Consider the following 24,193-nt stretch of genomic DNA (forward strand, 5'->3'; position numbering starts at 1 on the left):
GTGCGCGGCGCGTAGGCTCGGCGCATGGGGAAGTGTTCTGTCACTGCCGGATTCGTCGCGTGCGCGTTGATCGTCGCAGCGTGTAGCTCCGACGACGAGTCGTCCGACGAGACGACACCGGCCGCTGGTTCGTCGGTCGAGACGACCACGCCCGCCACGACCGAGGCTGCGCCGGAGACGACCGCTGCCCCGGCAACCACCGCCGCCCCGGAGACGACGGTCGCGCCTGAAACGACCGCCGCGCCTGAAACGACCGCCGCACCGGAGACCACGGCGGCACCCGAGACGACCGTTCCCGCCCCGGCCGGCTTCGATGCGATCGGCCCCGCCGTGCAGGCGTTCGTCGACGACAACGGCCTCGACGGGGCCGGGCTCGTCGTGGTCGACCGTGAGGACGGCATCGTCCACGAGGAGTACTGGGGCGAGTTCGGCCCCGACCGTGTCTCGTACGTGGCGTCGTCGACGAAGATGATCACCGCCGGCGTCTTGCTCCGCCTCGCCGACGACGGCCTGCTCGATCTCGACGCACCGATCGCCGACGCCGTCGAGTGGGGGAGCGGCAACCCCGACATCACCCCGGCGCAGCTCGTGTCGAACAGTTCGGGCCTCGTCGGGCTCGGCCCCGAACCGACCTATGCGCCGTACCTCTGCCAGTTCCTTCCCGACAACGAACTCGAGGCCTGCGGCGAGACGGCGATGACGACACCCGAGGACGACGACGACATCGTCCCGCCCGACACCGAGTTCCGGTACGGCGGGGTGCAGTGGCAGATCGCCGGCGCCTTGGCCGAGGCGGTCAGCGGCAAGTCGTGGGATCAGCTGATCGACGAGATCTACGTCCAGCCCTGCGGTGTCGACTCGCTCGGCTACAACAACCACTGGTTCTTCGCGAGCGGGTTCGACTACCCGAGCGATCTCGACCCCGCCTCGTTGGAGCCGACCGAGAACCCGCACATGGAAGGCGGCGTCTACATCGACCCGCTCGACTACGCAGCGCTGCTCCTGATGCACCTCCGCGAGGGCGAGTGCGACGGCGGCCGGGTGCTCTCGCCCGAGGCCGTGGCCCGTGCCCACACCGACCGGGTCGCCGAGTACGGCGACGCCGGCGACCCCGAGACCGGGTACGGCATGGGATGGTGGGTCGAGCGCGACTCCACCCGCATCCAGGACGCCGGCGCGTACGGCTCGTTCCCCTGGCTCGACACGACGAACGGCTACGGCGCCTACCTCGTGATCGAGGACGACTCCGGCACGGGTGCGCAGCTCTACCAGGAGGTCGTCCCCCTCGTCGAAGCCGCCATGGGCGTCGCCTGACGCGCGAAACCGCGCGACGCCCGTTCTCGCACCAGCGTTAGCCTTTCTCACATGCGCGTCGGCATCGTTGGAGCAACAGGTCAGGTCGGGGGCGTCATGCGCCGTCTGCTCGAAGAGCGGAACTTCCCGATCGACGAGATCCGGTACTTCGCGTCGGCCCGGTCGGCCGGCACGACCCTGCCCTGGAAGGGCACCGACATCACCGTCGAAGACACCGAGACCGCCGACCCGTCCGGCCTCGACATCGCTCTGTTCTCCGCCGGCGCCACCGGCTCCCGTGCCTACGCGCCGAAGTTCGCCGAGGCCGGCGCCACGGTGATCGACAACTCGTCGGCGTTTCGGATGGACCCCGAGGTGCCGCTGATCGTCAGCGAGGTCAACGGCCACCTCATCCGCGAGACGCCGAAGGGCATCATCGCCAACCCCAACTGCACCACGATGGCCGCCATGCCGGTGCTCAAGCCGCTGCACGACGAGGCCGGACTGACCCGCCTCATCGTCGCCTCCTACCAGGCGGTGTCCGGTGGCGGCCTCGCTGGCGTCGACGAACTCGACAAGCAGGCCCGCCAGGTCGTCGACCGCGCGGCCGAGCTCACCCACGACGGCTCCGCCATCGAGTTCCCGACGCCCGAGAAGTTCGCCAAGCCGATGGCGTTCAACGTGTTGCCGCTCTGCGGTTCGGTGGTCGACGACGGCCTCAACGAGACCGACGAAGAGAAGAAGCTCCGCAACGAGAGCCGCAAGATCCTCGACATCCCCGAACTGCTCGTGTCGGGCACCTGTGTGCGGGTGCCGGTCTTCACCGGTCACTCCCTGTCGATCAACGCCGAGTTCGCGAATCCGATCTCGCCGGAGCGTGCCTACGAGATCCTCGGCGCCGCCGAGGGCGTCGTGGTGAACGAGGTCCCGACGCCGCTCGAGGCGGCCGGGCAAGACCCGTCGTACGTCGGTCGCATCCGCACCGACCCCGGCGCACCCGGCGGCCGTGGCCTCGCGCTGTTCGTCAGCAACGACAACCTGCGCAAGGGCGCCGCCCTCAACACGATCCAGATCGCAGAGCTGTTCCTCGCCTGACCGACTGGTCTCCCCGGCCGTCGGCCGCGAAGCTCGTGCCGTGATCGCCATCCGCGCCGCCGGTATCGCCGCGCTCGTCGCCCTCACCGCCTGCTCGTCGACCGATACGGTCGGCTCCACGGCGATGACGGTGTCGACGATCGACCCGTCCACGACGGTCGTCACCACGGTGGCACCGACGAGCACGACGACCACGACATCGTCGACCTCCACGACCTCCACGACGAGTACGTCGACCACGACGAGTTCCACGACCCTCGCGCCCGCGACGACCAGCACGACGACCAGCACGATCGCGGTTGCACCGTCGACGTCGAGCGCTGCACCCACGACGACGACCGCACCGCTCCTGCCGGGTCAGTACCCGGCCGAGGCCGGGGCGTACACCGTGCCGGTGCCGGCGTCGATCAATCGGGGCTGGGGTGAGGGTCACGGCGGCGACTACCGGGCCGCCGACGTGTTCGCCGACTGCGGGTCGCCGATCGTCGCCCCGACCGCAGGGGTCGTGATCCAGGTCCGCCGTACCGACCGCTGGGACGCCGCCGTCGACGATCCGGCGACCAGGGGCGGCCGAACCGTCGCCATCGTCGGCGACGACGGCGTCCGTTACTACATGGCACACTTCGACCAGATCGCCGAGGGCGTCGGCGAGGGGGTGCGGGTCGAGCCGGGCACCCTGCTTGGCACGATCGGTCTGACGGGCCGGACCGGCGGCTGCCACGTCCACGTCGGCGTCTCGCCGCCGTGTGGTGCGCTCGAATGGTCGGTGCGGCGCGGCGTGGTCTGGCCGCAGCCGTACTTCGACGCGTGGGCCGGTGGCGATGCGGTCGGCCCGGCCGACGAGGTCGCTGCCTGGGTGGCGGCGAATCCGACCGCGTGCGCCGACGCCGCTGCCGACCCGAACGCTTCGAACGCCTGACGTAGGCTCCGCGACGATGCCCCGATCGTTCCCGCTGCTCGCCGCCACAGTGGCGGTGGTCGTCGGCATCGGCGCGCTCGCTGCGTGGAGCATCGGCGACGACGAACCGGTCGAGACAGCAGAGACGGTGCCGGTTGCGCCGGTCGTTCCGGTCGAGACGACCACGACCACGACGACGATCCCGGCCGACTGCGAACTCTCGGTGCGATTCGAACTGGGCGTCGTCGATCCGCAGGTCGTGTGTCTCGAGAGTCGGCTGGTGGTGGCCGGCGTCTTCAGTGGCGAGCCGGATGCGGTGTTCGACGAGCAGACCGACGCCGCCGTGCGGGCCTTCCAGGCGGCCGAATCACTGACGGTCGACGGTGTCGCCGGACCGGTGACCGCCGGCCTGCTCGGCAACTGGGCCGGCGGCCGACACGTACCGGCCGACCCCGACACCTGCCCCGACACCGGCCGCTCGGCCGTGGTCGATCGGGCGACCCAGCGCGCCTGGTTGTGCGACGACGGCGCCGTCGTCGACGAGATGCCGATGACGTCGGCGATCACCCAGCCCGACCCGGGCACCTACGAGGTGTACGCCAAGGATCAGCAGTCGTGGTCGTACATCGGCGACGAGGTCTCGACCATGACCCACTTCGTGGCGTTCACCCACGGCAAGTACCAGGGGTCACGCATCGCGTTCCACAGCGTGCCGACGTGGGGCAACGGAGACTTCGTGCAACCCCTCGACTCGCTCGGCGATCCGAGTCGCCACGGCGAATCGGCCGGGTGCATCCGAGTGTCGCCCGACGACGCCGTCACCATCTGGAACTGGCTCACCATCGGCGACGAGGTGGTCGTCATCTCCTGAACGATCGGGGGTCGGATACGTTCCGTCGGTCGCGACGAAACCGATCCGACCCCGGATCGCAGTGAAGGGGCCGTGACCTACGGCGTGAGGCCCGACCACCAGCCGGCGAAGTCGGCGTTCACGGTCGTCGGGTCGTCGTTGCCGGTGAGGGCGGCGACCGCGGCCATGATGTCGGCTTCCAGGTCCCAGCCGACCGAGTTCGTCTCTTCGTAGTGGTCGTCGGTCTCGTCGAACGCTTGGCCGTACTTACACGATCCGGCCACCGCCTCGGCTGCCGGACCGTAGGCCGCCAGCAGCGACGGATCCTCGGTGATCGCCTTGCACGTCGTGCCGGCCACGCCGTCGGGGTACTCGATGGCGCCGAGGTCGTAGAGCGCCTGGCACGTTCCCGGTCCGGCCAGCTCGTCGGCCACGCAGTACACGCGGTAGTCGGAGATCGGTACGGCGTAACCGAGTTCGTCGTTGCCGAGGCCGACCGCCCAGCGGTACTCGTCGTTCATGCGGTTCTTGACGAATCCGGACGTCTCGTAGTCGGTGCCGACGGCGTGCAGCGACAGGTCGTCGTCGTGCCAGAGCTCCGGAGTCGCGTGGTAGCCGGCCGGCAGACCGATCGTCGTCTCGGGTCCGACCTCCGCCGGGAGCCACATCGTGCCGACCGGTCCGATCCGCAGGTACGCCACTTGTGACTTGGTGTGGTCGCCGACGCGGACCGCCCCGAGGACGGGGTCGCCGGTGCTGGCAAGTGCGTCACCCGTGCAGGTGTCGTCGTTCTTCGGGCCGGTGGCAGGGCAGGTGTAGAGCTCGCCCGGCAGGTGGCCGAGCGATGTGAAGCCGTCGGGGTTCACGTTGAGCAGGAAGCGGAATCCGATGTTCGACATGCGCGTGTAGAACGTCTGCGTCGTGTAGTCGATCGTCGGTCGGGCGATCGGCTCGGCGTGCTCGAGCGCTCCGAGCGCGGCGTGCGCCAGCTCACGACCGACCAGGTAGGTACGACGGAAGTTTCGCTCTGTGTAGTTCGCAGCACCGATCGGTGGTTCGGCGCCGACGGGCACCGTGAAGCCGTCACCGAGCGGAGCGTCGTCGGTGACCTCCCAGACCGTCGCTCCGAGCGGGGTGATCAGGTCGCCGACGGCACCGTTGAGGAACAGGGTCTCGCCGCCGAGTTCGTCGCTGATGATCCGGCTCGCCCAGCCCGGGAAGTCGGCCGTGAAGTAACGGTCCTGTGCGCTGCAGTCGTCGACCAGGCCGAGCACGACACAGTCGTCGGCGATCGCCTCGACCGGCGGTGACCAGAACAGGGTGACCTCGGGGTGGTTGCCCCAGAACAGCATCGTGGCGATCGTGTCGCCGTTGGTCGCCGTGGCACGCAACACGCCGAGCGTCGGATCGAGCACCTGCGGATCACGCGAGTCGCGCAGGCCGAAGTAGTGCTCGGTCTCGGCGACGTCGAGGCGGGCCGGCCGCATCGAACCGATGGCGTCGACGACGGCATCGGCCGCCTGATCGATCATCAGGTCGTACCACTCGTGGTTGACGTCGAACGCCGTGTCGGGACCGTGGTGGTTGTGATCGGCGTGGATCGCCAGATCGAGTCGGTCGACGACGCTCGCGGGCAGGCGTGCCTCGACGGCGGCGTGGATCGCCTCGGCGTCGGGTCGCAGGATCATGTAGAGGTTGGCGGCCAGCACGACGGTGATGTCCTTGCCCTGCTGCTCCTCGAACGCGACGGCCTGCACGCGCATGTCGTCGTGGACCCAGTAGCCGTTGTCGTCGCCGTTACCGACCGACACCAGCCCCTGGTCCCACGCCGGGATCGGCAGACCCGGCGAGTACGGATCGTTCGGATCCGGGTCGACCTGGTCGAGATAGTCGTGGCTGCCGGCGACGGTCGGCAGCACCGACCTCGACGCCGCACCGACCTTCACGACGGGCGGGCCGCCCTTCGGGCCGCCGCCTTTGCCGCCGGCGTTGCCGCCCGGTGCTGCAACCGCCGGTGTCGCCACGCTTGCCGCCACCAGGGCGAGCGCGAGTATCCGCTTGAACATCTGAACCCCCTCAGTTCGATGACCACCACTATCGCACGACCCCGGACGCCGTCGAACCGGACCGACGAGCAGATGGGGTCAGGCACCTTCTGTTCAGCCGTCGGTGGTGTCGCAGGGTTCTCGCAACAGAAGGTGCCTGACCCCATCTGTTACTCGGGCCAACCGTGGCGGGCGAGGGCAGCGTTGGTGTAGCGGCTGTCGTCGGTGACCTCGGTGCCGAACCAGTCGGGCGGATCGAACCGTGCGGCGGCGTCGGTGTCGGGGAACTCGACCTCGACGATCACCCGGCCGGCGAGGTCGCCGTCGAACAGGTCGAGTTCGGCGGTGTGTCCGTTGCCGAGGTCGAGTTCGTGGCGGCGCTTCTCGATGCGCAGCTCGGTCGGCTGCTGCCAGAGCGCGTCGAACTCCTCGTCGGTGAGTTCGCGTTCGATCTCGGTGCGGGCGAGGCCGCTGCCGGCCTTGATCGTGAGGATCCGCGCCGAGTTCTTGCGGCGCACGCGCACCGACACCGGCTCGGTCACGAGGTACGCCTGCTCGATCCGGACGGGGGTCGGCAGGTCGTCCGGCACCCGCTCGACGAGGAAGCGGCGTTCGATCTCGATCATGACGTCGCCTCCGTCAGCAGTCGCAGGGGATCGCGTCGCACTTCGGGCACCCGTTCCGGTATCGGTCGACCACCGTCGTCAGGTCGACGTCGACCTGGTTGGCCAGGGTCGCCACCCACGCGAGCACGTCGGAGAATTCGTGCTCGATCTCGGCACGCGTGCCCTTGCGGACCGCCTGCGCCAGCTCGCCCAGTTCTTCGCACAACCAGGCCACGGTGGGAGCGACGCCACGGTCGCGGTCCCGCTCTCCGTAGGTGCGTTCGATCACGTCTTGCAGCTCGACCAGGTTCACCTGCCCGACCGTACCGGTTGTCGTTTGAGCGGCCCGCACCACGGGCACCTCATCAGCATGGGAACCGAAAAGCGAGCGGTCGTGAACCCCGAACGAACCGACGCCGCCGACGAACTCGTCGATCGGGTCGAGGTCGACACCGAGCAACCCGACGACCCGTCCGAGATCGCCGAACGGGCCGCCGACGCAGCCGTCGACCCCGCCGTCGACGTCGTCGCGGCGGTCGGTGGTGACGGCACCCAGCGGACCGTCGCCGAAGCGATCGCCGGATCGGACACCGAGTTGGCGATCGTGCCGGGCGGCACCGTCAACCTGCTCGGCCGCGTTCACGGCATCGAGTCGGTCGAGGACGCCGCCGACGCGATCGAACGTGGCGAGGCGCACCCGTTCGATCTGGCGCGGTGTGACGGCCACGCCTACCTGCTCAACTCGAGCAGTGGTCTCGACGCCGCGATGATCGCAGCGGTCGACGACCGTGCGAAGCGCTTCGGGCGCGCCGGCTACACCGCCATGGGCCTGCTCGAACTGATCCGCGCGAAGCCGTCCCACGTCTCCGTCGTGGTCGACGGCGAGACCGTGTTCGACGACGACGCCCTCACCGTGATGGTGCTCAACGTCGGCGAGCGAGGCTCGGCGTCGTTCCGCATCGCCCCCGACGCCGCCACCGACGACGGACTGCTCGACGTCGTGGTGATCACCGGCTCGCGCCGGTCCTACCTGCGGGCCGGGTGGTCCCGGTTCCGCAAGCGTCTTCCCGCCGACGCCGATGCCCGCTTCACGCAGGGTCGCGAGATCGAGGTGCGATGGGCCGGCGAGGTGGCCGTGCAGTGCGACGGTGATCCGGTCGAGCCCCGCAGCACGATCCGGTACACGGTCGAACCCGGCGCCGTCGCCATCCGGTCGTGAGCGGTCCGCCCGCTACAGTCGCAGACATGTCATCGATCTATGACCTCCAGATGACGAGCATCACCGGTGAGCAGGTCGACTTCGACCAGTTCCGCGACCAGGTGCTCCTCATCGTCAACGTCGCCAGCGCTTGAGGCCTCACCCCTCAGTACGCAGGTCTGCGTGCGCTCCACCACGAGTTCGACGACGTCCAGGTGCTCGGGTTCCCGTGCAACCAGTTCGGCGCCCAAGAGCCGGGCTCGGAAGAGGAGATCCTCGAGTTCGTGCGGTCGAAGTTCGACGTCGACTTCCCGATGTTCGCCAAGATCGAGGTGAACGGCGACGGCGCCGCACCGCTGTACCAGCTCCTCAAGAGCGAGCAGCCGGGCGACGGCGACAGCGCCGACATCACCTGGAACTTCGAGAAGTTCCTGGTCGACAAGCAGGGCAACGTCGTTCGACGCTTCGCCCCGCCGACGACGCCCGAAGAGGTCGGCGCCGTCATCGGCGAGTACCGCTGACCCCACCCGGCGAGACCCGGAGAGAGCAGTCATGAACGGTCCGTCGCGTTGGAGCGCCGCATCCGGCGTCCAGCGCGGCGCCGACTACGACGAGCGCTGGGCCCGGATGGAGGCCGCCGGTGTCTCGATCCACGGCGAGGCCGACTTCATCGGCCGGTACGAGCCGTCATCGGTCCTCGACGCCGGCTGCGGCACCGGCCGCGTCGCCATCGAGTTGGCACGCCGCGGGGTCGACGTCGTCGGGGTCGACCTCGATCCCCCGATGCTCGAAGCCGCCCGCGAGAAGGCGCCCGACCTCGAGTGGGTCGCCGCCGACCTGCGAACCGTCGATCTCGGTCGTCGGTTCGACGTCGTGGCCGCCCCCGGCAACGTCATGATCTTCCTCGCGCCCGGCACCGAGCGCGAGGTCGTCGCCAACCTGGCGCGCCACCTCGAGCCGGACGGCGTGCTCGTCGCCGGATTCCAGCTCGGCGGCCGCTACGACCTGCAGCATTACGACGTCGACTGCGACGCCGCCGGCCTCACCCTCGTCGAGCGCTTCGCCACGTGGGAGGGCGCCCCGTGGCACCACGGCGGCGACTACGCCGTCAGCGCCCACCGCCCGGCGAAGGCGTGAACAAACTGCGGAACTATTCCGCAGTTCGTTCACGCATTCCGACGACTCGCACGTCATAGGTTCGGGTTATCGATGTCATAGGGCGAATCGAATTGTCGGATGACCTGGTGGTTCGTAGAGTGGAGTCCATGTCAGTGCTCAACACCCCCATCAAACCCTTCACCGCGACCGGCTTCCGCGCCGGCGAGACCGTTCAGGTCACCGAGCAGGACGTCCTCGGCAAGTGGGCGATCTTCTTCTTCTACCCCGCCGACTTCACCTTCGTCTGCCCGACCGAGCTCGGCGACCTCGCCGACCACTACGAAGACCTCCAGCGCATGGGCGTCGAGGTGTACTCGGTCTCGACCGACACCCACTTCGTGCACAAGGCATGGCACGAGGCCTCCGACACGATCGGCAAGATCCAGTACACGATGCTCGGCGACCCGACCGGCGCCCTCACCAACAACTTCGAGAACATGCGCCCCGACGAAGGTCTGGCCGACCGTGGCACCTTCCTCGTCGACCCCGACGGCGTCATCCAGTTCTTCGAGGTGACCGCCGAAGGCATCGGACGCAACGCCGCCGAGCTCGTCCGCAAGGTCAAGGCCGCCCAGTACGTGCGCGAGCACCCGGGCGAGGTCTGCCCGGCCAAGTGGGAAGAGGGCGACGACACGCTCGCACCCTCCCTCGACCTCGTCGGCAAAATCTGACCTCTCGGGGTGGGAACGCCGATCGCTGCGTTCCGCCTCACCGCTCGCAGCCGTGAGGCTGCTCGGGTTCGTCGCGCCTTGCGCTCGACGCCCCCACCTCCGAGAGGCGAGCGGATTCTTTGAATGACTGAGTTGGCCCGTGGTCCCTGCTGCGGGATCACGGGCCATGCTCACTCAGCGCTTCCACTTGCGCTCACCGCTTTGCTTCCTGGCCGCTGGTGGCGGCCGAACGCCCTTGATGTTTGGAGAACCCTTCGATGTTGAATGAACAGCTTTCCTCGCAGCTGAAGACCCACCTGGCTTCGCTGACCCACGACGTGGAGTTCGTCGCCTCGTTGGACGACTCTGCCAAGGCCACCGAGATGCGCGACCTGCTCGAACAGATCGCCGGCCTCGCCGACCGAGTCAGCCTCCGCACCGACGGCACCTCGGCCCGCGTACCCTCCTTCGAGATCAAGCGGCCCGCCAGTGGCGACGCCGACATGATCGAAGGCGTCGAGTTCGCCGCCATCCCGCTCGGACACGAGTTCACCTCGCTCGTGCTCGCCATCCTCCAAGTCGGCGGCGTCGTCCCCAAGATCGGTGACGAAACCATCGCCCAGATCCGAGCCATCGACCGCAACCTCGCGTTCGAGACGTACATGTCGCTCAGCTGCCAGAACTGCCCCGACGTGGTGCAGGCGCTCAACGCCATGAGCGTCATCAACCCCCGTATCAGCCACGTCGCCATCGACGGTTCGCTCTTCAAGGACGAGGTCGAGGAGCGCCAGATCATGGCCGTCCCGAACGTGTTCCTCAACGGCGAACCGTTCGACCAGGGCCGCATGACGATCGACCAGATCGTCGGCAAGCTCGACACCGGTGCCGAGGCCCGCATGGCCGACGAGATCGACGCCAAGGACCCCTTCGACGTGCTCGTCGTCGGTGGCGGCCCCGCCGGCGCCGCCTCGGCCGTCTACGCCGCCCGCAAGGGCATCCGCACCGGCATCGCCACCGAGCGTTTCGGTGGCCAGGTGCTCGACACGATGGGCATCGAGAACCTGATCTCGGTTCCCAAGACCGAGGGGCCCAAGCTGGCCGCGGCGCTCGAGACCCACGTCCGCGAGTACGACGTCGACATCATGAACCTCCAGCTCGCAGAGCGCCTCGTACCGGCGAGCGAGCCCGGCGGCCTCACCACGGTCGAACTCGCCAACGGCGCCAAGCTCGAGGCCCGCACCGTCGTGCTGTCGACCGGAGCCCGTTGGCGCAACATGAACGTCCCCGGTGAGCAGGAGTACCGCAACAAGGGCGTCACCTACTGCCCGCACTGCGACGGTCCCCTCTTCGCCGGCAAGCGCGTCGCCGTGATCGGCGGCGGCAACTCGGGCGTCGAAGCGGCGATCGACCTGGCCGGCATCGTCGGCCACGTCACCCTCCTCGAGTTCATGGACGAGCTCCGTGCCGACGAGGTGCTGCAGCGCAAGCTGCGCAGCCTGCCGAACGTCGACGTCGTGCTCAACGCCATGACGACCGAGGTGATCGGCGACGGCTCGAAGGTGACCGGGCTGGCCTACACCGACCGGCCGACCGACGAGCAGCACGTCCTCGAACTCGACGGCGTGTTCGTCCAGATCGGCCTGCTGCCCAACACCGAGTGGTTGGCGGGCACGGTCGAGCTGAGCGAGCGCGGCGAAATCGTCGTCGACGACCACGGCCGCACCTCGGTGCCCGGCGTGTTCGCTGCCGGCGACGTCACCACGGTGCCGTACAAGCAGATCGTGATCTCGATGGGACAGGGCGCGACCGCCGCGCTCAGCGCCTTCGATCACCTGATCCGCACCTCGGCCCCCGAGGCCGAACTCGCCACCGTCTGATCACGACGACGCCAGTCTCCCAACAGCGACGCCCGGCCCCGAACGAGGAGCCGGGCGTCGAAGGTTTTCGGCACCGACCGGGTCGGGTGTCGTAGGGAACGGCGACGGAGAGTATCCCGGGTCGGGTGTCGTAGGGAACGGCGACGGAGAGTATCCCGGGTCGGGTGTCGTAGGGAACGGCGACGGAGTCGACGTTTCCGGAGATCACCCGACTCCGGTGACCAGGGTGCGCGTCCGGGTCGGGTGATCTCCCGAAACGCCTCGGCTGCGCCTCGTCGTTCCGTCCGACACCCGACCCGGTGTGGTTCGCCTCGTCGTTCCGTACGACACCCGACCCGTGCGCGGGACGTAGCCTCGACGGCGTGTTCGACGGCGAGCCGATCTTCTTCAGCGCCCCGTCCGAGTTCCGCGACTGGCTCGAGCACCATCACGAGACAGCGACCGAGTGCGTGGTGGGCTACTGGAAGGTGCACACGGGCGTCCCGTCGCTCCGATGGGCCGAGGCAGTGCGCGAGGCGCTCTGTTTCGGCTGGATCGACGGGCAGAGCCGCTCGATCGACGACGACCGCCACATGCAGCGGTTCACGCCACGGAAGAGCCGGCGGTGGAGCGCCGTCAACGTCGCGCTCGTGGCCGAGCTCGAGGCGGAGGGGTCGATGACCGAGGCGGGACGGCGGGCCTTCGCCGATCGCGACCTGAGCGAGGAGCCGTACTCGACCTCTCGACGTCCGAGCCGGCTCCCGCCCGAGTTCGACGAACGGCTGCGCCGCGACCACCCGGAGGCGGCCGCTTTCTGGGACGCCACGCCGCCGAGCTATCGCAAGATGCGTGCGTTCTGGGTGGCCGAGGCGAAGCGCCCCGAGACGCGTGAGCGGCGGTTCGCCCAGCTGGTCGAAGCCTGCGCCGCTGGCGAACGGCTCCCGTAGCCCGACCTCCGGGTCGGGTGCCAGAGGTGACGGCGAGGAACGAGCCGTTACCGGCGGTCACCTGACCCGGGGCGGGTGCGCGAATCGACGTCTCGTCCCTGCGATCGACCCGTCAGGACCGGAACGCAGTGAGGGCGCGCTCGATCTCGCCGGGGGTGGTCGACCAGTTGGTCACCAGACGGATGACACCCGGTCCCATCCGGTAGAACAGCAGGCCCGCTGCCTCCAGACGGTCGATGTGCTCGTCGGCCAACCGGACGAACAACATGTTCACGTCGGGTCGGTTGAGGAGCTCGACGCCGTCGATTTCGGCGAGTCCGGCAGCGAGCTCACGCATCCGGTCGTTCGAGTTGGTCGCCAGCCGCCGCCACAGATCGTCGGTGAGGTAGGCGATCAACTGCGCCGATTGGTACCGCATCTTCGACGTGACGTGCCCCGACCGCTTGGTGCGGTACACCAGCTCGTCGGACGCATGGTCGTCGAACACGACGATCGCCTCGGCCGACAAACCGCCGTTCTTCGTCGCCCCCAGCGACACCACGTCGATGCCCGCCTTCCACGTCATCTCCGCCGGCGTGCACCCGAGCGACACCAGTGCGTTGGCGAGCCGGGCGCCGTCGAGGTGCGATCGCATGCCGCGTTCGCGGGCGATCTCGGTCAGCGCTGCGATCTGGTCGACCGAGTAGATCGTGCCGCGGTCGGTCGGCTGCGTGAACGAGAGAGCGGTCGGCTGTGAGTAGTGCGGGTCGCCCCACCCGACCGAGTCGAGTGCTCGGCGGAGTGAGTCGGGCGACATGAGGAAGTCGTCGCCGGCGACGCCGCGCATCACGGCACCACCACCGAGCAGCGACGTGGCACCGCCCTCACTGTTGAGGATGTGGGCGGTCTCGTGGCACAGCACGGCACCCCACGGCGGCACGATCGCGCTCAACGCCAGCGCGTTGGCGGCGGTACCGGAGGTGACGGGAAAGACCCGGGCACCGTCGTGTTCGAACACCTCGCGAACGACGTCGTGCAGCCGTTCGGTGAGGTCGTCGGCGCCGTAGGCGATCGCCGTGCCCGTGTTGGCCGCCGCGATCGCCTCGACGATCTCCGGCGCCACCCCGGCCGCGTTGTCACTCCTGAGTTCGATCACGTCCACCCCAGCGTTCTACCGGACGGATGCGTTCGACGGACCGGTCAGTAGCCGCGGCTGGCCTGGTCGTACGCGGCGACGACGGCGAGGAGGGCGAAGGCGAGCAATGCGCTGGCGCCGATGATGGTGACGCCGTGCACTCCCATCGACGAGGCGCCCGGGTTGTTGTAGCCGGGTCCGGCCGGGTTCTCGCCGAGTTCGAACAGGGTGCTGACGGTCAGCCAGATCGACGGCATGCCGCCACCGACGGCCACGCCGAGTCCCCATCGCCGAACCGACAGGAAGCCGATCAGCGCAGCGAGCGCGAGCAGGCCGAGTTGGACGAGCCTGGTCGTGAGCAGCATCGCCGGCGGTGAACCCGGTGCGTCGCTCACGTACCAGTTGTCGCTGAAACTCGCGAGTCCCTCGGGGATGAGCGGGCCGCCGGCCATCACCAGCCCGGACAGCGCGCCGACGGCGGCAATCCACGGGTTGAGGCCGGAGCGGTGGTCGCCGAACGCGTCGTTGAGCGACGCGAAGAACACGACGACGCCGATCGCCCCGGCCGCGACGAGCAGCCAGTAGCCGAGATCACGGGTGATCGTGAGCGTGAACTGTTGCTCGCTCGGAATGGCGGCCATCTCGTACGCGGCGTCGATCGGGATCTGGGCGAGGCCGACGGTGAGCGCAGCGATGCCGGCGATCGCCAGCCCGGCGCCGCCGGCCAGACCGGATCCGCCGCGCCAGCCGAACGCCGAGGCGACACCACCGGCGACCAGGAGGCAGACGGCGATCAGGCCGGCGATCGGCATGTTGTCGGCGAGGTCGGTGCTGATCCAGTCGCCGGTCCGGAACGCGGCGGGGGTCTCCGGGGTGCGGACGAGGCGCTCGTTGCTCGTCACCGACACGATCGTCGCGAACAGCGAGAGCAGGGTGACGATGCCACCGACGACCGAGAAGGCGAGCACGGCGGTGAACCGGAAGCGCGCCTTTTCCCGGATCGGGGTCGGCAGCACCGGCATCTGTGCCGTGCCGGGCGCCGTGGTCATCGCCGTCGTGCGGGTGATGCCGGGCTCGTTCGTCCACGGGTCGTCGCGGGCGACCTCTTCGGCGGTGACGATCGGCGTCGCCGAACCGGGACGGGTCCAGACCTCGGTGATCGGTTCGGTCGCCGGCAGCTGATCGGTGCTCGGCGTGTCGGCGATCGGCTGGCCGATCGTGTCGACGCTGCCGGTCGCGGCCCAGACGGGGTCGTCGTCGCCCCACACGTCGTCGGGTTCGGCCGTCTCGACAACGGCGATCGGCACGGTGTCGACCTGTTCGGTCGGTGCCAGCTCGTCGGTGTCGTCACCGGCCTCGACGCTCGGGGCGACGGTGCTCGCGGACGCATCGACCGCGGCCGTGTCGTCGTCGGTCGGTTCGGTGGCGGCCTGCTGGTCGGCCAGGGAGGCGCCACACGCGGTGCAGAAGCGGTCGTCAGGGGCGACCGAGTTCCCGCACTCGTGGCACTGCATGGCCAGGCATGGTAGGGGCACGCGGCGCCGCGTTGGGGTCGTTCAAGTCATCGACACCCAGACGTCACACGTTCGCGACATCAGGTGCACGTCGGTGCACATCGTCACCCGCGAGTCCGTCGGCGGTCGGACGAGGACCCGGCGACGTTCAGTCGACGTCGAGTCGGCGGAGCTGCGACGCGATGTACGGCCGAGCCCGGCGCTGCCCGCCCCGCTCGGCGATCGCCTCCTGCAGCGAACGCAGCGCACGCACGATCACCGTCCGGTTCGGTTCCCATCCGCGCCGCTCGCACTCGTCGAACCACTCGCCCGGCGTGCGGTGGCCGCGTTCACCGTTGCAGCGACGGCAGGCCGCCAGCTCGTTCTCGATCCAGCTCGGCCCGCCCTTGATACGCGGCACGAGATGTTCGGTCGTGGCCGGCACCAACGTGTCGTCGTCGAGCGGTCGTCGACACCAGACGCACTCGGCGCCGTCGCGCTCGAGGATCAGTGCCATCCGTTCGCGGCGGCCGAGCTGGCGAGGTCGTCGCACCCCTCCAGGCTCGCGCACGACACGGCCGTCGCCGTAGCGTGGGCGACCATGTCGGGCCGGTTCGCACCGTCGCCGACGGGGGAGCTCCACCTCGGCAACCTCCGGACGGCGCTGTTGGCGTGGCTCGCGGCGCGTAGTACCGGACGAGACTTCCTGATCCGGATGGAGGATCTCGACCGGGTCACGTCGTCGGTCGACCACGAGCGCCGGCAGGTCGCCGACATGGCGGCGCTCGGTCTCGACCACGACGGCGAGATCGTGCGCCAGAGCGAGCGCTTCGACCTCTACCGTTCCCACATCGATCGGCTCACCACCATCGGGCGCGTCTACCCGTGCTACTGCACCCGGCGCGAGATCCGCGAGGAGATCGACAACGCAGCGAGCGCTCCGCACGGACTGCCCGACGGCGCCTATCCGGGCATCTGCCGCGACCTCACCGCCGACGAACGGGCCGAGCGTGAGGCTGCCGGGCGTACACCAGCGCTGCGGTTGCGCACCGAGGGGGAACGGTTCGAGTTCGTCGATCGTGTGCTCGGTCGGGTCGACGGCTTCGTCGACGACGTCGTGCTCGCCCGCGCCGACGGTGTGCCCGCCTACAACCTGGCCGTCGTGGTGGACGACGACGTGCAGGCGATCGATCAGGTCGTCCGCGGTGACGACCTGGCCAGCTCGACACCTCGCCAGCTCCTCCTCCAGCAACTGCTCGGCTTCCGAACGCCCGAATACCAGCACGTTCCCCTCGTGCTCGGCCCGACGGGCAAGCGCCTCGCCAAGCGCGACGGCGCCGTGACCCTCGCCGAGCTCGCCGCCGATGGGTGGACGGCCGCCGACGTGCTCGCCGTCCTCGCCCGGTCGGTGGGGTTGGCGTCGCACACCGAGCCGACGGGGAGCATCACGGCCGAGTCCCTCGTCGACCGGTACGACCCCGCAGCCATCCCGACATCACCGTCGACCTACGCCGAGCTCTGCGCGCTCCGCAGCTGACTCCGCGTGCCACGATGCGGGCATGGACGATCTGCAGCGGGTACTCGGCTACGTCGACGCAGCCGACGACGACGGTGAGCCGGCGGTCGAGGTCGCACCCGAGATCTACGAGATGTCGTTCTGGACACCCGAGTTCTGCGGCGCCCTCGTCCGGGCCGCCGAGGCGGTCGGTTTCACGCCCGACCCCGACGATCCCGTCCCCGGCCACGAGGTGTCGCTCGCCACGATCAGCCCGGCGTTGTTCCAGCGGGTCGAGATCGACATCGGCCGGCGCGTGTGGCCACGGCTGCAGGAGCAGTGGCCGCTGATCGAGTACCGGGGGCTACGCGACGCGTTCGTGATCCGATACCGGGTGGGGGAGCAGGAGTCGCTCCGGCTGCACCAGGACGTCGCCCAGGTGTCGGCGACGGTGCGGCTGAACGACGACTACGACGGCGCCGAGCTGGCGTTCCCCCGTCAGGGGTACGACAACGGTGACCTCCCGGTCGGTCGGCTGATCGCCTGGCCGTCGCTGGTGACCCACCCCCACGAGGCCCTCCCGCTGCGCTCGGGGACCAAGTACGGCCTCACCATCTGGTGCCACATCCCCGACGACCTCGACCAGTACTGACCCCATCCGTGATCGAGGCGGCGAAAAACAAAGCGTGAAAACCCGGGAACCTGACGGCGCGCGGATGCGCGCGCTCGTTAGCCTTGCGTGCTATGGGTCGTGACGTGGCGCGGCAGGCCCCCGGCGGGCAGCAGCAGTGGAGGATGCTCCTCCTCGGTGTCGGCGCGCTCGCACTGACGGCGTGCGCCGAGACGACGCTCGCCAGTTCCGAGCCGACGCCCACCAAGCCCGAGCCGGTCATCGCCTCCACGACGACCACCACCACGGTGGCGCCCACGACGACGACCACCACGACCACGACCACCACCACGACGACCACGACGTTGCCGCCGACCACCACGACCACCGTCCCGACGGTGCCGCCGGCCGGGCAGCCGATCCAGGCCGTCGGGTCGAGCAGCGGTGAGTCGACCCGTGCCGCCCAGTGGCGTTTGCTCGAACTCGGGTTCTGGTTGCAGGAGCCCGACGGCAACTACGGCCTCACCACCCGGCAGGCCGTCATGGCGTTCCAGAAGTATCACGGCCTCGTCGCCGACGGTGTGCTCGGCAACGAGACCGCCGCCCTCATGACGTCGCTCACCGTCAAGCCCACGGCCAGCGCCGACGCCGGCACCCTGGTCGAGGTCGACAAGTCGAAGCAGCTGCTGTTCTTCATCGTCGACGGTGAGACGAAGTGGATCCTCAACACCTCGACCGGCAGCGAGATCCCGTACCGCGAACCCGACCAGAACACCCCGGGCGAATGGCAGACCGGCGACTCGGTCACCCGCACCGGCCTGCACTCGGTGTACCGCCAGCGCAACGACGGCTGGTGGGAAGGCGACCTCGGCTCGATCTACCGGCCGAAGTACTTCACGGGCGGCATCGCCGTCCACGGCTCGAACAGCATCCCGAACTATCCCGCCTCGCACGGCTGCGTGCGGGTGAGCGTGCCGGCGATGGACTGGATCTGGGCCAGCGAGATCATGCCGATGGACATCCCCGTCTGGGTCCACGGCTCGATCCCCGGCTGACCGTCGAACGGGGTCGGATACGTTTCGTCGGTCCCGACGAAACGTATCCGACCCCCTTCGACCCGCTGTTCAATCGGCGGCGATGCCCGCTTCGTAGCTCTGTTCGAGGTCGTCGCGGATGACCTGTTCCTCGAAGCCCCACTGGCAGGCGTACATCGTCGCCAGGTCGGGAGCGTCGGCGAACTTGCCCCACTCGTCGGGGTTCCACATGTGCCCGCGGCGGAACGCCTTGGCGCAGTGACCGTACGCCTCGGCCACCTCGACCACGATCGCCATCTTCGGGGTGCGCAGCTCCTTGGTGAACCCGGCGAGCAGGTCGGCGTCGGTCGTGAGCGCCGCCGGCCCGTTGATGCGCAACGTCTCGTCTCGTCCCGGAGCCATCAACAACAGGCCGACGTAGGGGTGCTCGACGATGTTGCGGTAGCTGTCGAGCCGGTTGTTGCCGTTGAGATCGGGGATCGCCACGTGGCGCTCGTCGAGGCGCCGCACGAATCCGGCCGGACCGCCGCGAGGGGAGGCGTCGACCGAACCCTGCCCGTTCGAGGTGGCGAGCACGAGGAACGGCGAACGGTCGACGAATGCGGCCATGCCGTCGTTCAGATGATCGAGCTCTTTCGTGACCGCGCCGCGACCTGGTTCGCGGTAGAGCGAGGTCAGCTGCTCGAGTGTGTCGACGCGTGAACCGAGCGAGGCGATGTCCATCGACCCATTCTGCACGACAGCGGCCGTAGTGTTCCCACGGGATCATGGACGTCATCGACCTGTCGACGAGTGGGCTGCCGGTGCTGGCCGATCGCGGCATGGCCGTCCCGCAGTACGACCGGGAGACCCTCGTGCCCCGCATCGTGCACATCGGTGTCGGTGGCTTCCATCGATCGCATCTGGCGATGTACGTCGATCGTCTCGCGGCAGGTGGTGATGACTGGGCGATCTGTGGACTCTGCCTGCTGCCCGGCGATGCGGCGATCGTCGATGCCCTGCGAGCACAGGACCACCTCTACACGCTGACCATGAAGACGGCGGCGGCCCGATCGTCGACGGTAATCGGATCGATCGTCGACGTCGTGCACGCCCCGACCGACGACGAGCCGGCCGTCGAGCGGCTCGCTCGTTCCGACACCGCGATCGTGTCGCTCACCGTCACCGAAGCCGGATACGACGACACCGATCGGAATCGTCGGACGTTCGATCTGATCGCGGCAGCGATCGAGCGGCGCCTCGATCGCGGGCTCGGCGGTGTGACGGTCCTGAGCTGCGACAACCTTCCCGGGAACGGCGACGCGGCCCGCCGATGTGTCCTGGCCGCGTGCGATCGGCGATCGCCCGGACTGGCTGCACGCGTCGAGGTCTCGTGCACCTTCCCGAACTCGATGGTCGACCGCATCACGCCGGTCACGACCGACGACGATCGGCGTGCGCTCCTCGACGACTTCGGCCTCCGAGACCGATGGCCGGTCGTCGCCGAACCGTTCTGTCAGTGGGTCGTCGAAGATCGGTTCGCCGCCGGACGACCCGACATCGCGTCGGTCGGTGCGATCCTCAGCGACGACGTGCACGCCTGGGAGCGCTACAAGCTCCGGTTGCTGAACGCCGCTCACTCGGCGATCGCCTACCTCGCAGCGCTCGTGCCCTACACCTACGTCGACGAGGTGCTCGCGGACCCCGACTTCGCGAACTTCTTGGAGCGCCTGTTGCTCGACGAGGCCGTCCCATCGCTCGATCCGATCGACGGCCATCCGCCCGAGGACTACGTGGCGACGGTGCTCGATCGGTTCGCGAACGCCGGCGTCCGCGACCAGATCGCCCGACTCTGCGTCGACGGGACGGCCAAGATGCCCCGGTTCCTGTTCCCGATCGTCTCCGACCGTCTCGCCAACGGTGGTTCGGTGGAGCGATGCGCGACGGCGGTCGCCGGCTGGGCCCGGTACCTCGCCGTCGTCCCCGAGGCCGATCAGGCCCCCGATGCCGCCGCCGACCGCGTGCGGCGGCTCGCGTCGGCGGCGCGAGAGGACCCTGGCGCGTTCGTCGACGAACGCGCCGGTTTCCCGCCCGACCTCGCGGCGAGCGCCGAGTTCCGCGAGGCGTTCGTCGATGCCTTCCGCCGACTCGATGCCGGTGGCCCACGGGCTGCCATCGGCTGACACGACCCGGCAGGCTCCGACCTGTGCCGGTCGACGGTCGTCGGGACGTGCGCGAGACTGGCCCCGCGATCCGACGAAGGGGGATTCGGTTGCAACAACTCACAGGTCTCGATGCGGCGTTCCTGTACATGGAGACGCCGACTACCTACGGGCACGTGAACGGTCTGTCGCTCTATCAACGGCCGTCGTCCGACTTCAAGCCGTACGAGGTGGTCCGCGACCGCTTCGCGGCGATGGTGGGCCACATCGAGCCGCTGCGTCGACGCGTGGCCGAGGTGCCGTTCGGGCTCGACCACCCCTACTGGTTCGACGACCCCCACTTCGACCTCGACTATCACGTCCGTGAGATCGGCCTCGCCCCACCCGGCAACCGGGAGCAACTCGGCGAGCAAGTGGCTCGGATCATCGGTCGTCCGATGGATCGCGACCATCCGCTCTGGGAGGTCTACGTCATCGAGGGGCTCGAAGACCCCGACCACTGGGCGCTGCTCACCAAGTTCCATCACGCCACGATCGACGGCGCCGCCGGTGTGATCATGCTGCGGATGATGACCGAGCTGGCGCCCGACGCCGAGTTCCCGTTCGTCGAGGTGCCGTGGGAAGGCGAACCGGTTCCGTCCGACAAGGAACTGCTCCAGCACACGATCCAACACATGGTCGCCAACCCGGTGAAGGCGACGCGGCTGTCGCTCAAGGTGGTGCGCAACCTCGCCGACGCCGCGGGTATCACGTCGCTCAGTGGTGCGGCGTCGCGCGCTCGTGAGGTGATCGCCTCGGCGGCGGGCCGCTCCGAGGAGTCGGCTCAGCTGAGCGAGCAGCTCCGCAAGGTGTCGATGCCGCTCACCCCGGCACCACCCACACCCTGGAACAAGGCGGTCGGGCCGCACCGCCGATTCGCGATGCGGTCGGTCTCGCTCGACGACATCAAGGCGCTGAAGAACGCCACGGGCGGCACGGTCAACGACGTGGTCATGGCGATCTGCGCCGGTGCGCTCCGCGAGTACCTGTTGCGTCACGACGCCCTGCCCGACGAGCCGTTACGGGCGATGGTGCCGGTCTCGGTGCGCACGGGGCTCGAGGAAGACCCGTGGACGAACCTCGTGTCGAGCCTCGTCGCCGAGCTCCCCACCGATTGCAACGACCCGCTCGAACGCGTCGCCCGCTGTCGAGATGCGATGCAGGTCGCGAAGCAGCAACTCGATCTGGTGCCGGCCGACGCGATCATGCGGGCCACCGACGTCACGTCGCCGATGGTGGCGACCGCTGCGATCCGGCTCCAGGCGCGGCTCGCCGACCGTTTCAACATGCCGGTCAACGTGGTGGTCTCGAACGTGCCCGGCCCGCGCGAGCCGCTCTACATGGCGGGCGCGAAGCTCGACGGGTACATCCCGGTCTCGACGATCAGCAACGGCGTCGGACTCAACATCACCGTCCACTCCTACGAGGACCGCCTCGACTTCGGCCTCGTCGCCGACCGCGACCTCGTGCCCGACCTGTGGGATCTCGTCGACCTCCACATCGACCAGATCGACGCCCTGTTCGACGCGGCCGGGGTCGAGCGGACCGATCGCTCGGGGAAGCAGAAGAAGGCCGCGGCCAAGAAGTCGGGGACGAAGAAGAAGGCGGCGCGCAAGAAGCGAGCGGCGCAGAAGCGGGCGGCGTCCTGAAGCCGTCGACCCACGTTCATGTCGCGCTGAGGTCCACCTCCACGGAACTGAACGCGACGTGAACGAGCGTCAGGCGTCGCCGGTGGCGACGGGGCGATCGGGGTCGGCTGACCACTCGCTCCACGAGCCCGGGTACAGACGGGCCTGATCCACACCGACGAGCGACAGCACGAGCAGATCGTGGCAGGCGGTGACGCCCGACCCGCAGTACACGATCGGTGACTGACCGACGCCGGCGAACCGTTGCGCCAGCTCGGGGAGCGGCAGGTGGGTGCCGTCGGGGCCGAGATTGGCGCCGTGGAAGATGTTGGTCGCCCCGGGAACGTGGCCGGCACGGGCGTCGATCGGTTCGTGGTCGCCACGGAAGCGCTCCGGTGCGCGGGCGTCGATCACCGTGCCACCGAACTCGACCGATTGCGCGACGGCCTCCGCGTCGACCGTGCCGGTCCAGTCGGGACGTGGCGGGAACTCGACCGGGTCGACTACCGGGACCTCGTCGGTGAGCGGGAACCCGGCCGCCGTCCAGGCGGCGATGCCGCCGTCGAGCACCGACGCCTGGGAGTGGCCGATCGAGCGAAGCATCCACCAGAGGCGAGCGGCAATCGCACCGCCCGCACTGTCGTATGCGACGACGTGGGTCGCCGGATCGATGCCGAGCCGGCCGAGCAGCTCGGTGAACTCGTCGACCGACGGCAACGGGTGGCGACCGCCGCCCTCGCCGCCCGCCAACTCGGTGTGGAGGTCGACGAACCGCGCGTCCGGAATGTGCCCCTCGTCGTACACGCGTCGGCCCTGGTCGTGATCGGCGAGGTAGAAGCGCACGTCGCAGACGACGACCGGCGCGTCGCCGTCGACCAGAGTGCGGAGATCGGTTGCCGAGACCAGCGTCATGAGCCGACCGTACCGCGCGCCACGAGCGAGATCGACGGGAACCAGGGGTCGGATACGTTTCGTCGGTCCGGACGAAACGTATCCGACCCCCTTCGTCGGCCGAGGATCTCTGCGCGGTGACCTCGTGCCCTGGCACATCGACGACGAGTCCGTCACCATGGAGTCATGACGAACCAGACACCCGAGCGCCGCTGGGTCGACGGTGACGAACCGGTGGTGCCCGAACCGCACGAAGAATTGCCCGACCATCTCGATCTGCCGCTCGAGGTACCGGAGGCCGACGCCCTCGAGCAGGAACTCGAGGTGCCGATCGACGACGAAGACGACTGAGCCGCGTCAGTCGGGGAGGGCGATGATCGCCTCGTGTTCGACCGAGGCGATCGGTCGCCCGCGTAACCCGATCCGGATGTCGACGACGGCGCGTTCGCCGTGTCGCTCGAACCGGTCGATGACGTTGGCGGTGACGTCGACGGTGTCACCGCGACGAGCCACGCCATGGTGTCGGATGACGCTGCGCGTGTGGATCCACGATCCGCGGACCAGATCGGTCGAGAAGATCCGGTTGGCGATCGCCGGCCACACCGCCGGGTGGACGAGCTCGCTGCCTTCGTACAGCGCAAGGTCGTCACCGGCGCGGGAGCCGTAGTCGGGACCGAACTCGCCGTCGAGGACGAACTGGCGGGTGTCGAGCGCCTCGCCGGCGCGGATGTCGGTCGCGGCACCCGAGTCGCGCCATGCTTCGATCAGGGCACGTGGGTTCTGCTCCTCGGCCGGGTCGACGGCGGTGACGGTGTAGGTGTCGTCGTCGTTCGGCCGCGGGACGAGGTCGATGGTGCGCTGCGCGAAGACGGGTGCGCGGAACCGCACCGAAGCGCCGCCGCGAGCGACCCAGTCGATCCCCCACGCGGCGACGAGCGGATGCGTGAGGTAGGCGTAGGTGGTGACCCCGGCGACCAGCGCCGACGGGAACCCGGCCTCGCGGGCACCCTCGTCGGTGTGGATCCGGTTGCCCGCATGCTCGGGCAGGTTCTGCGCCAACACCGCCCACGACTTCGGCTCCGTCATGTCGCCCACCGTACGGCACGCCCTGGGTCCGCTCCGGGTCAGGTGTCAGCGGTGACGCCAGGGTCCG

The 24,193-nt window shown here is 69.1% G+C and carries 25 protein-coding genes; 16 read left to right on the plus strand and 9 right to left on the minus strand.

Annotated features, from left to right (window positions below):
* Positions 1-24: 24 nt before the first annotated feature.
* Genes BDK89_RS00005 through BDK89_RS00020 form a run of 4 tightly spaced genes read left to right on the plus strand, consistent with a single transcriptional unit; the run spans position 25 to position 4,157 of the window.
* On the plus strand, positions 25-1,314 hold the full coding sequence (locus BDK89_RS00005) for a serine hydrolase domain-containing protein (RefSeq protein WP_133866994.1): 1,290 nt from the start codon (positions 25-27) through the stop codon (positions 1,312-1,314).
* A 51-nt stretch (positions 1,315-1,365) separates the two neighbouring features.
* On the plus strand, positions 1,366-2,388 hold the full coding sequence (locus BDK89_RS00010) for an aspartate-semialdehyde dehydrogenase (RefSeq protein ID WP_133866995.1): 1,023 nt from the start codon (positions 1,366-1,368) through the stop codon (positions 2,386-2,388).
* Positions 2,389-2,428: 40 nt separating this feature from the next.
* On the plus strand, positions 2,429-3,307 hold the full coding sequence (locus BDK89_RS00015; RefSeq protein WP_133866996.1) for a M23 family metallopeptidase: 879 nt from the start codon (positions 2,429-2,431) through the stop codon (positions 3,305-3,307).
* A gap of 16 nt (positions 3,308-3,323) precedes the next feature.
* Positions 3,324-4,157: a L,D-transpeptidase family protein gene (locus BDK89_RS00020; protein WP_166657263.1), complete on the plus strand. Its 834-nt coding sequence runs from the start codon at positions 3,324-3,326 to the stop codon at positions 4,155-4,157.
* Positions 4,158-4,234: 77 nt separating this feature from the next.
* Here BDK89_RS00020 and BDK89_RS00025 read toward each other — a convergent pair whose 3' ends face one another.
* The 3 genes from BDK89_RS00025 to BDK89_RS00035 all read right to left on the minus strand — a co-directional run bounded on the left by BDK89_RS00025 (position 4,235) and on the right by BDK89_RS00035 (position 7,099).
* Positions 4,235-6,202, minus strand: coding sequence for a hypothetical protein (locus tag BDK89_RS00025; RefSeq protein ID WP_133866998.1), 1,968 nt, complete (start codon positions 6,200-6,202; stop codon positions 4,235-4,237).
* Between the two features lie 149 nt (positions 6,203-6,351).
* Positions 6,352-6,807, minus strand: a complete 456-nt coding sequence (locus BDK89_RS00030; RefSeq protein ID WP_133866999.1) for a CYTH domain-containing protein — start codon at positions 6,805-6,807, stop codon at positions 6,352-6,354.
* A gap of 13 nt (positions 6,808-6,820) precedes the next feature.
* The gene (locus BDK89_RS00035) at positions 6,821-7,099 is read right to left on the minus strand and encodes a MazG nucleotide pyrophosphohydrolase domain-containing protein (RefSeq protein WP_133867000.1); all 279 of its coding nucleotides are present in this window, start codon (positions 7,097-7,099) and stop codon (positions 6,821-6,823) included.
* Positions 7,100-7,180: 81 nt separating this feature from the next.
* Between BDK89_RS00035 and BDK89_RS00040 the strand changes: the two genes are divergently transcribed.
* The 6 genes from BDK89_RS00040 (at position 7,181) to BDK89_RS00065 (ending at position 12,595) form a co-directional block, all read left to right on the plus strand.
* The gene (locus BDK89_RS00040; RefSeq protein WP_166657264.1) at positions 7,181-8,005 is read left to right on the plus strand and encodes a diacylglycerol/lipid kinase family protein; all 825 of its coding nucleotides are present in this window, start codon (positions 7,181-7,183) and stop codon (positions 8,003-8,005) included.
* A gap of 26 nt (positions 8,006-8,031) precedes the next feature.
* Entirely contained in the window at positions 8,032-8,505 is a 474-nt protein-coding gene (locus BDK89_RS00045; RefSeq protein ID WP_133867002.1) for a glutathione peroxidase, read from the plus strand.
* A 31-nt stretch (positions 8,506-8,536) separates the two neighbouring features.
* A complete protein-coding gene (locus BDK89_RS00050) occupies positions 8,537-9,121 on the plus strand; it encodes a class I SAM-dependent methyltransferase (RefSeq protein WP_133867003.1) in 585 nt (194 codons plus the stop codon).
* Between the two features lie 128 nt (positions 9,122-9,249).
* Positions 9,250-9,813 (plus strand): alkyl hydroperoxide reductase subunit C, encoded by a 564-nt coding sequence (gene ahpC / locus BDK89_RS00055; protein ID WP_133867004.1) that lies wholly within the window; start codon positions 9,250-9,252, stop codon positions 9,811-9,813.
* A 257-nt stretch (positions 9,814-10,070) separates the two neighbouring features.
* Positions 10,071-11,669 (plus strand): alkyl hydroperoxide reductase subunit F, encoded by a 1,599-nt coding sequence (ahpF, locus tag BDK89_RS00060; RefSeq protein WP_133867005.1) that lies wholly within the window; start codon positions 10,071-10,073, stop codon positions 11,667-11,669.
* 362 nt (positions 11,670-12,031) lie between these two features.
* Positions 12,032-12,595, plus strand: a complete 564-nt coding sequence (locus BDK89_RS00065; protein ID WP_133867006.1) for a YdeI/OmpD-associated family protein — start codon at positions 12,032-12,034, stop codon at positions 12,593-12,595.
* Between the two features lie 112 nt (positions 12,596-12,707).
* Here the strand turns inward: BDK89_RS00065 and BDK89_RS00070 are convergent, their stop codons facing one another.
* The 3 genes from BDK89_RS00070 to BDK89_RS00080 all read right to left on the minus strand — a co-directional run bounded on the left by BDK89_RS00070 (position 12,708) and on the right by BDK89_RS00080 (position 15,755).
* Positions 12,708-13,736, minus strand: a complete 1,029-nt coding sequence (locus tag BDK89_RS00070; protein WP_208293900.1) for a threonine aldolase family protein — start codon at positions 13,734-13,736, stop codon at positions 12,708-12,710.
* A gap of 38 nt (positions 13,737-13,774) precedes the next feature.
* Positions 13,775-15,223 (minus strand): zinc ribbon domain-containing protein, encoded by a 1,449-nt coding sequence (locus BDK89_RS00075; RefSeq protein ID WP_133867007.1) that lies wholly within the window; start codon positions 15,221-15,223, stop codon positions 13,775-13,777.
* 148 nt (positions 15,224-15,371) lie between these two features.
* Positions 15,372-15,755: an HNH endonuclease gene (locus tag BDK89_RS00080; protein WP_208293901.1), complete on the minus strand. Its 384-nt coding sequence runs from the start codon at positions 15,753-15,755 to the stop codon at positions 15,372-15,374.
* A 48-nt stretch (positions 15,756-15,803) separates the two neighbouring features.
* Here BDK89_RS00080 and gluQRS point away from each other — a divergent pair, with 48 nt between their 5' ends.
* The 3 genes from gluQRS (at position 15,804) to BDK89_RS21990 (ending at position 18,362) form a co-directional block, all read left to right on the plus strand.
* Entirely contained in the window at positions 15,804-16,739 is a 936-nt protein-coding gene (gluQRS, locus tag BDK89_RS00085; protein WP_133867008.1) for a tRNA glutamyl-Q(34) synthetase GluQRS, read from the plus strand.
* Positions 16,740-16,761: 22 nt separating this feature from the next.
* Positions 16,762-17,349, plus strand: a complete 588-nt coding sequence (locus tag BDK89_RS00090; RefSeq protein WP_133867009.1) for a 2OG-Fe(II) oxygenase — start codon at positions 16,762-16,764, stop codon at positions 17,347-17,349.
* Between the two features lie 92 nt (positions 17,350-17,441).
* Positions 17,442-18,362, plus strand: coding sequence for a L,D-transpeptidase family protein (locus tag BDK89_RS21990; RefSeq protein ID WP_208293902.1), 921 nt, complete (start codon positions 17,442-17,444; stop codon positions 18,360-18,362).
* A gap of 69 nt (positions 18,363-18,431) precedes the next feature.
* On the opposite strand, the gene BDK89_RS00100 is transcribed toward BDK89_RS21990, so the two are convergent.
* Positions 18,432-19,064 (minus strand): MSMEG_1061 family FMN-dependent PPOX-type flavoprotein, encoded by a 633-nt coding sequence (locus tag BDK89_RS00100; RefSeq protein ID WP_133867011.1) that lies wholly within the window; start codon positions 19,062-19,064, stop codon positions 18,432-18,434.
* A gap of 44 nt (positions 19,065-19,108) precedes the next feature.
* Here BDK89_RS00100 and BDK89_RS00105 point away from each other — a divergent pair, with 44 nt between their 5' ends.
* Both BDK89_RS00105 and BDK89_RS00110 read left to right on the plus strand, forming a co-directional pair.
* Positions 19,109-20,503 (plus strand): mannitol dehydrogenase family protein, encoded by a 1,395-nt coding sequence (locus tag BDK89_RS00105; RefSeq protein ID WP_133867012.1) that lies wholly within the window; start codon positions 19,109-19,111, stop codon positions 20,501-20,503.
* A gap of 89 nt (positions 20,504-20,592) precedes the next feature.
* Positions 20,593-22,170 (plus strand): WS/DGAT/MGAT family O-acyltransferase, encoded by a 1,578-nt coding sequence (locus BDK89_RS00110; RefSeq protein ID WP_133867013.1) that lies wholly within the window; start codon positions 20,593-20,595, stop codon positions 22,168-22,170.
* Positions 22,171-22,239: 69 nt separating this feature from the next.
* Here BDK89_RS00110 and BDK89_RS00115 read toward each other — a convergent pair whose 3' ends face one another.
* Positions 22,240-23,061, minus strand: a complete 822-nt coding sequence (locus BDK89_RS00115) for a sulfurtransferase (RefSeq protein ID WP_133867014.1) — start codon at positions 23,059-23,061, stop codon at positions 22,240-22,242.
* A 165-nt stretch (positions 23,062-23,226) separates the two neighbouring features.
* Here BDK89_RS00115 and BDK89_RS21500 point away from each other — a divergent pair, with 165 nt between their 5' ends.
* Positions 23,227-23,391, plus strand: a complete 165-nt coding sequence (locus tag BDK89_RS21500) for a hypothetical protein (RefSeq protein WP_166657266.1) — start codon at positions 23,227-23,229, stop codon at positions 23,389-23,391.
* A 6-nt stretch (positions 23,392-23,397) separates the two neighbouring features.
* Here BDK89_RS21500 and BDK89_RS00120 read toward each other — a convergent pair whose 3' ends face one another.
* Positions 23,398-24,126, minus strand: coding sequence for a MaoC family dehydratase (locus BDK89_RS00120; protein WP_133867015.1), 729 nt, complete (start codon positions 24,124-24,126; stop codon positions 23,398-23,400).
* Between the last annotated feature and the right edge of the window lie 67 nt (positions 24,127-24,193).

The sequence above is a fragment of the Ilumatobacter fluminis genome, from assembly GCF_004364865.1.
In the GTDB taxonomy this organism is placed as follows: domain Bacteria; phylum Actinomycetota; class Acidimicrobiia; order Acidimicrobiales; family Ilumatobacteraceae; genus Ilumatobacter; species Ilumatobacter fluminis.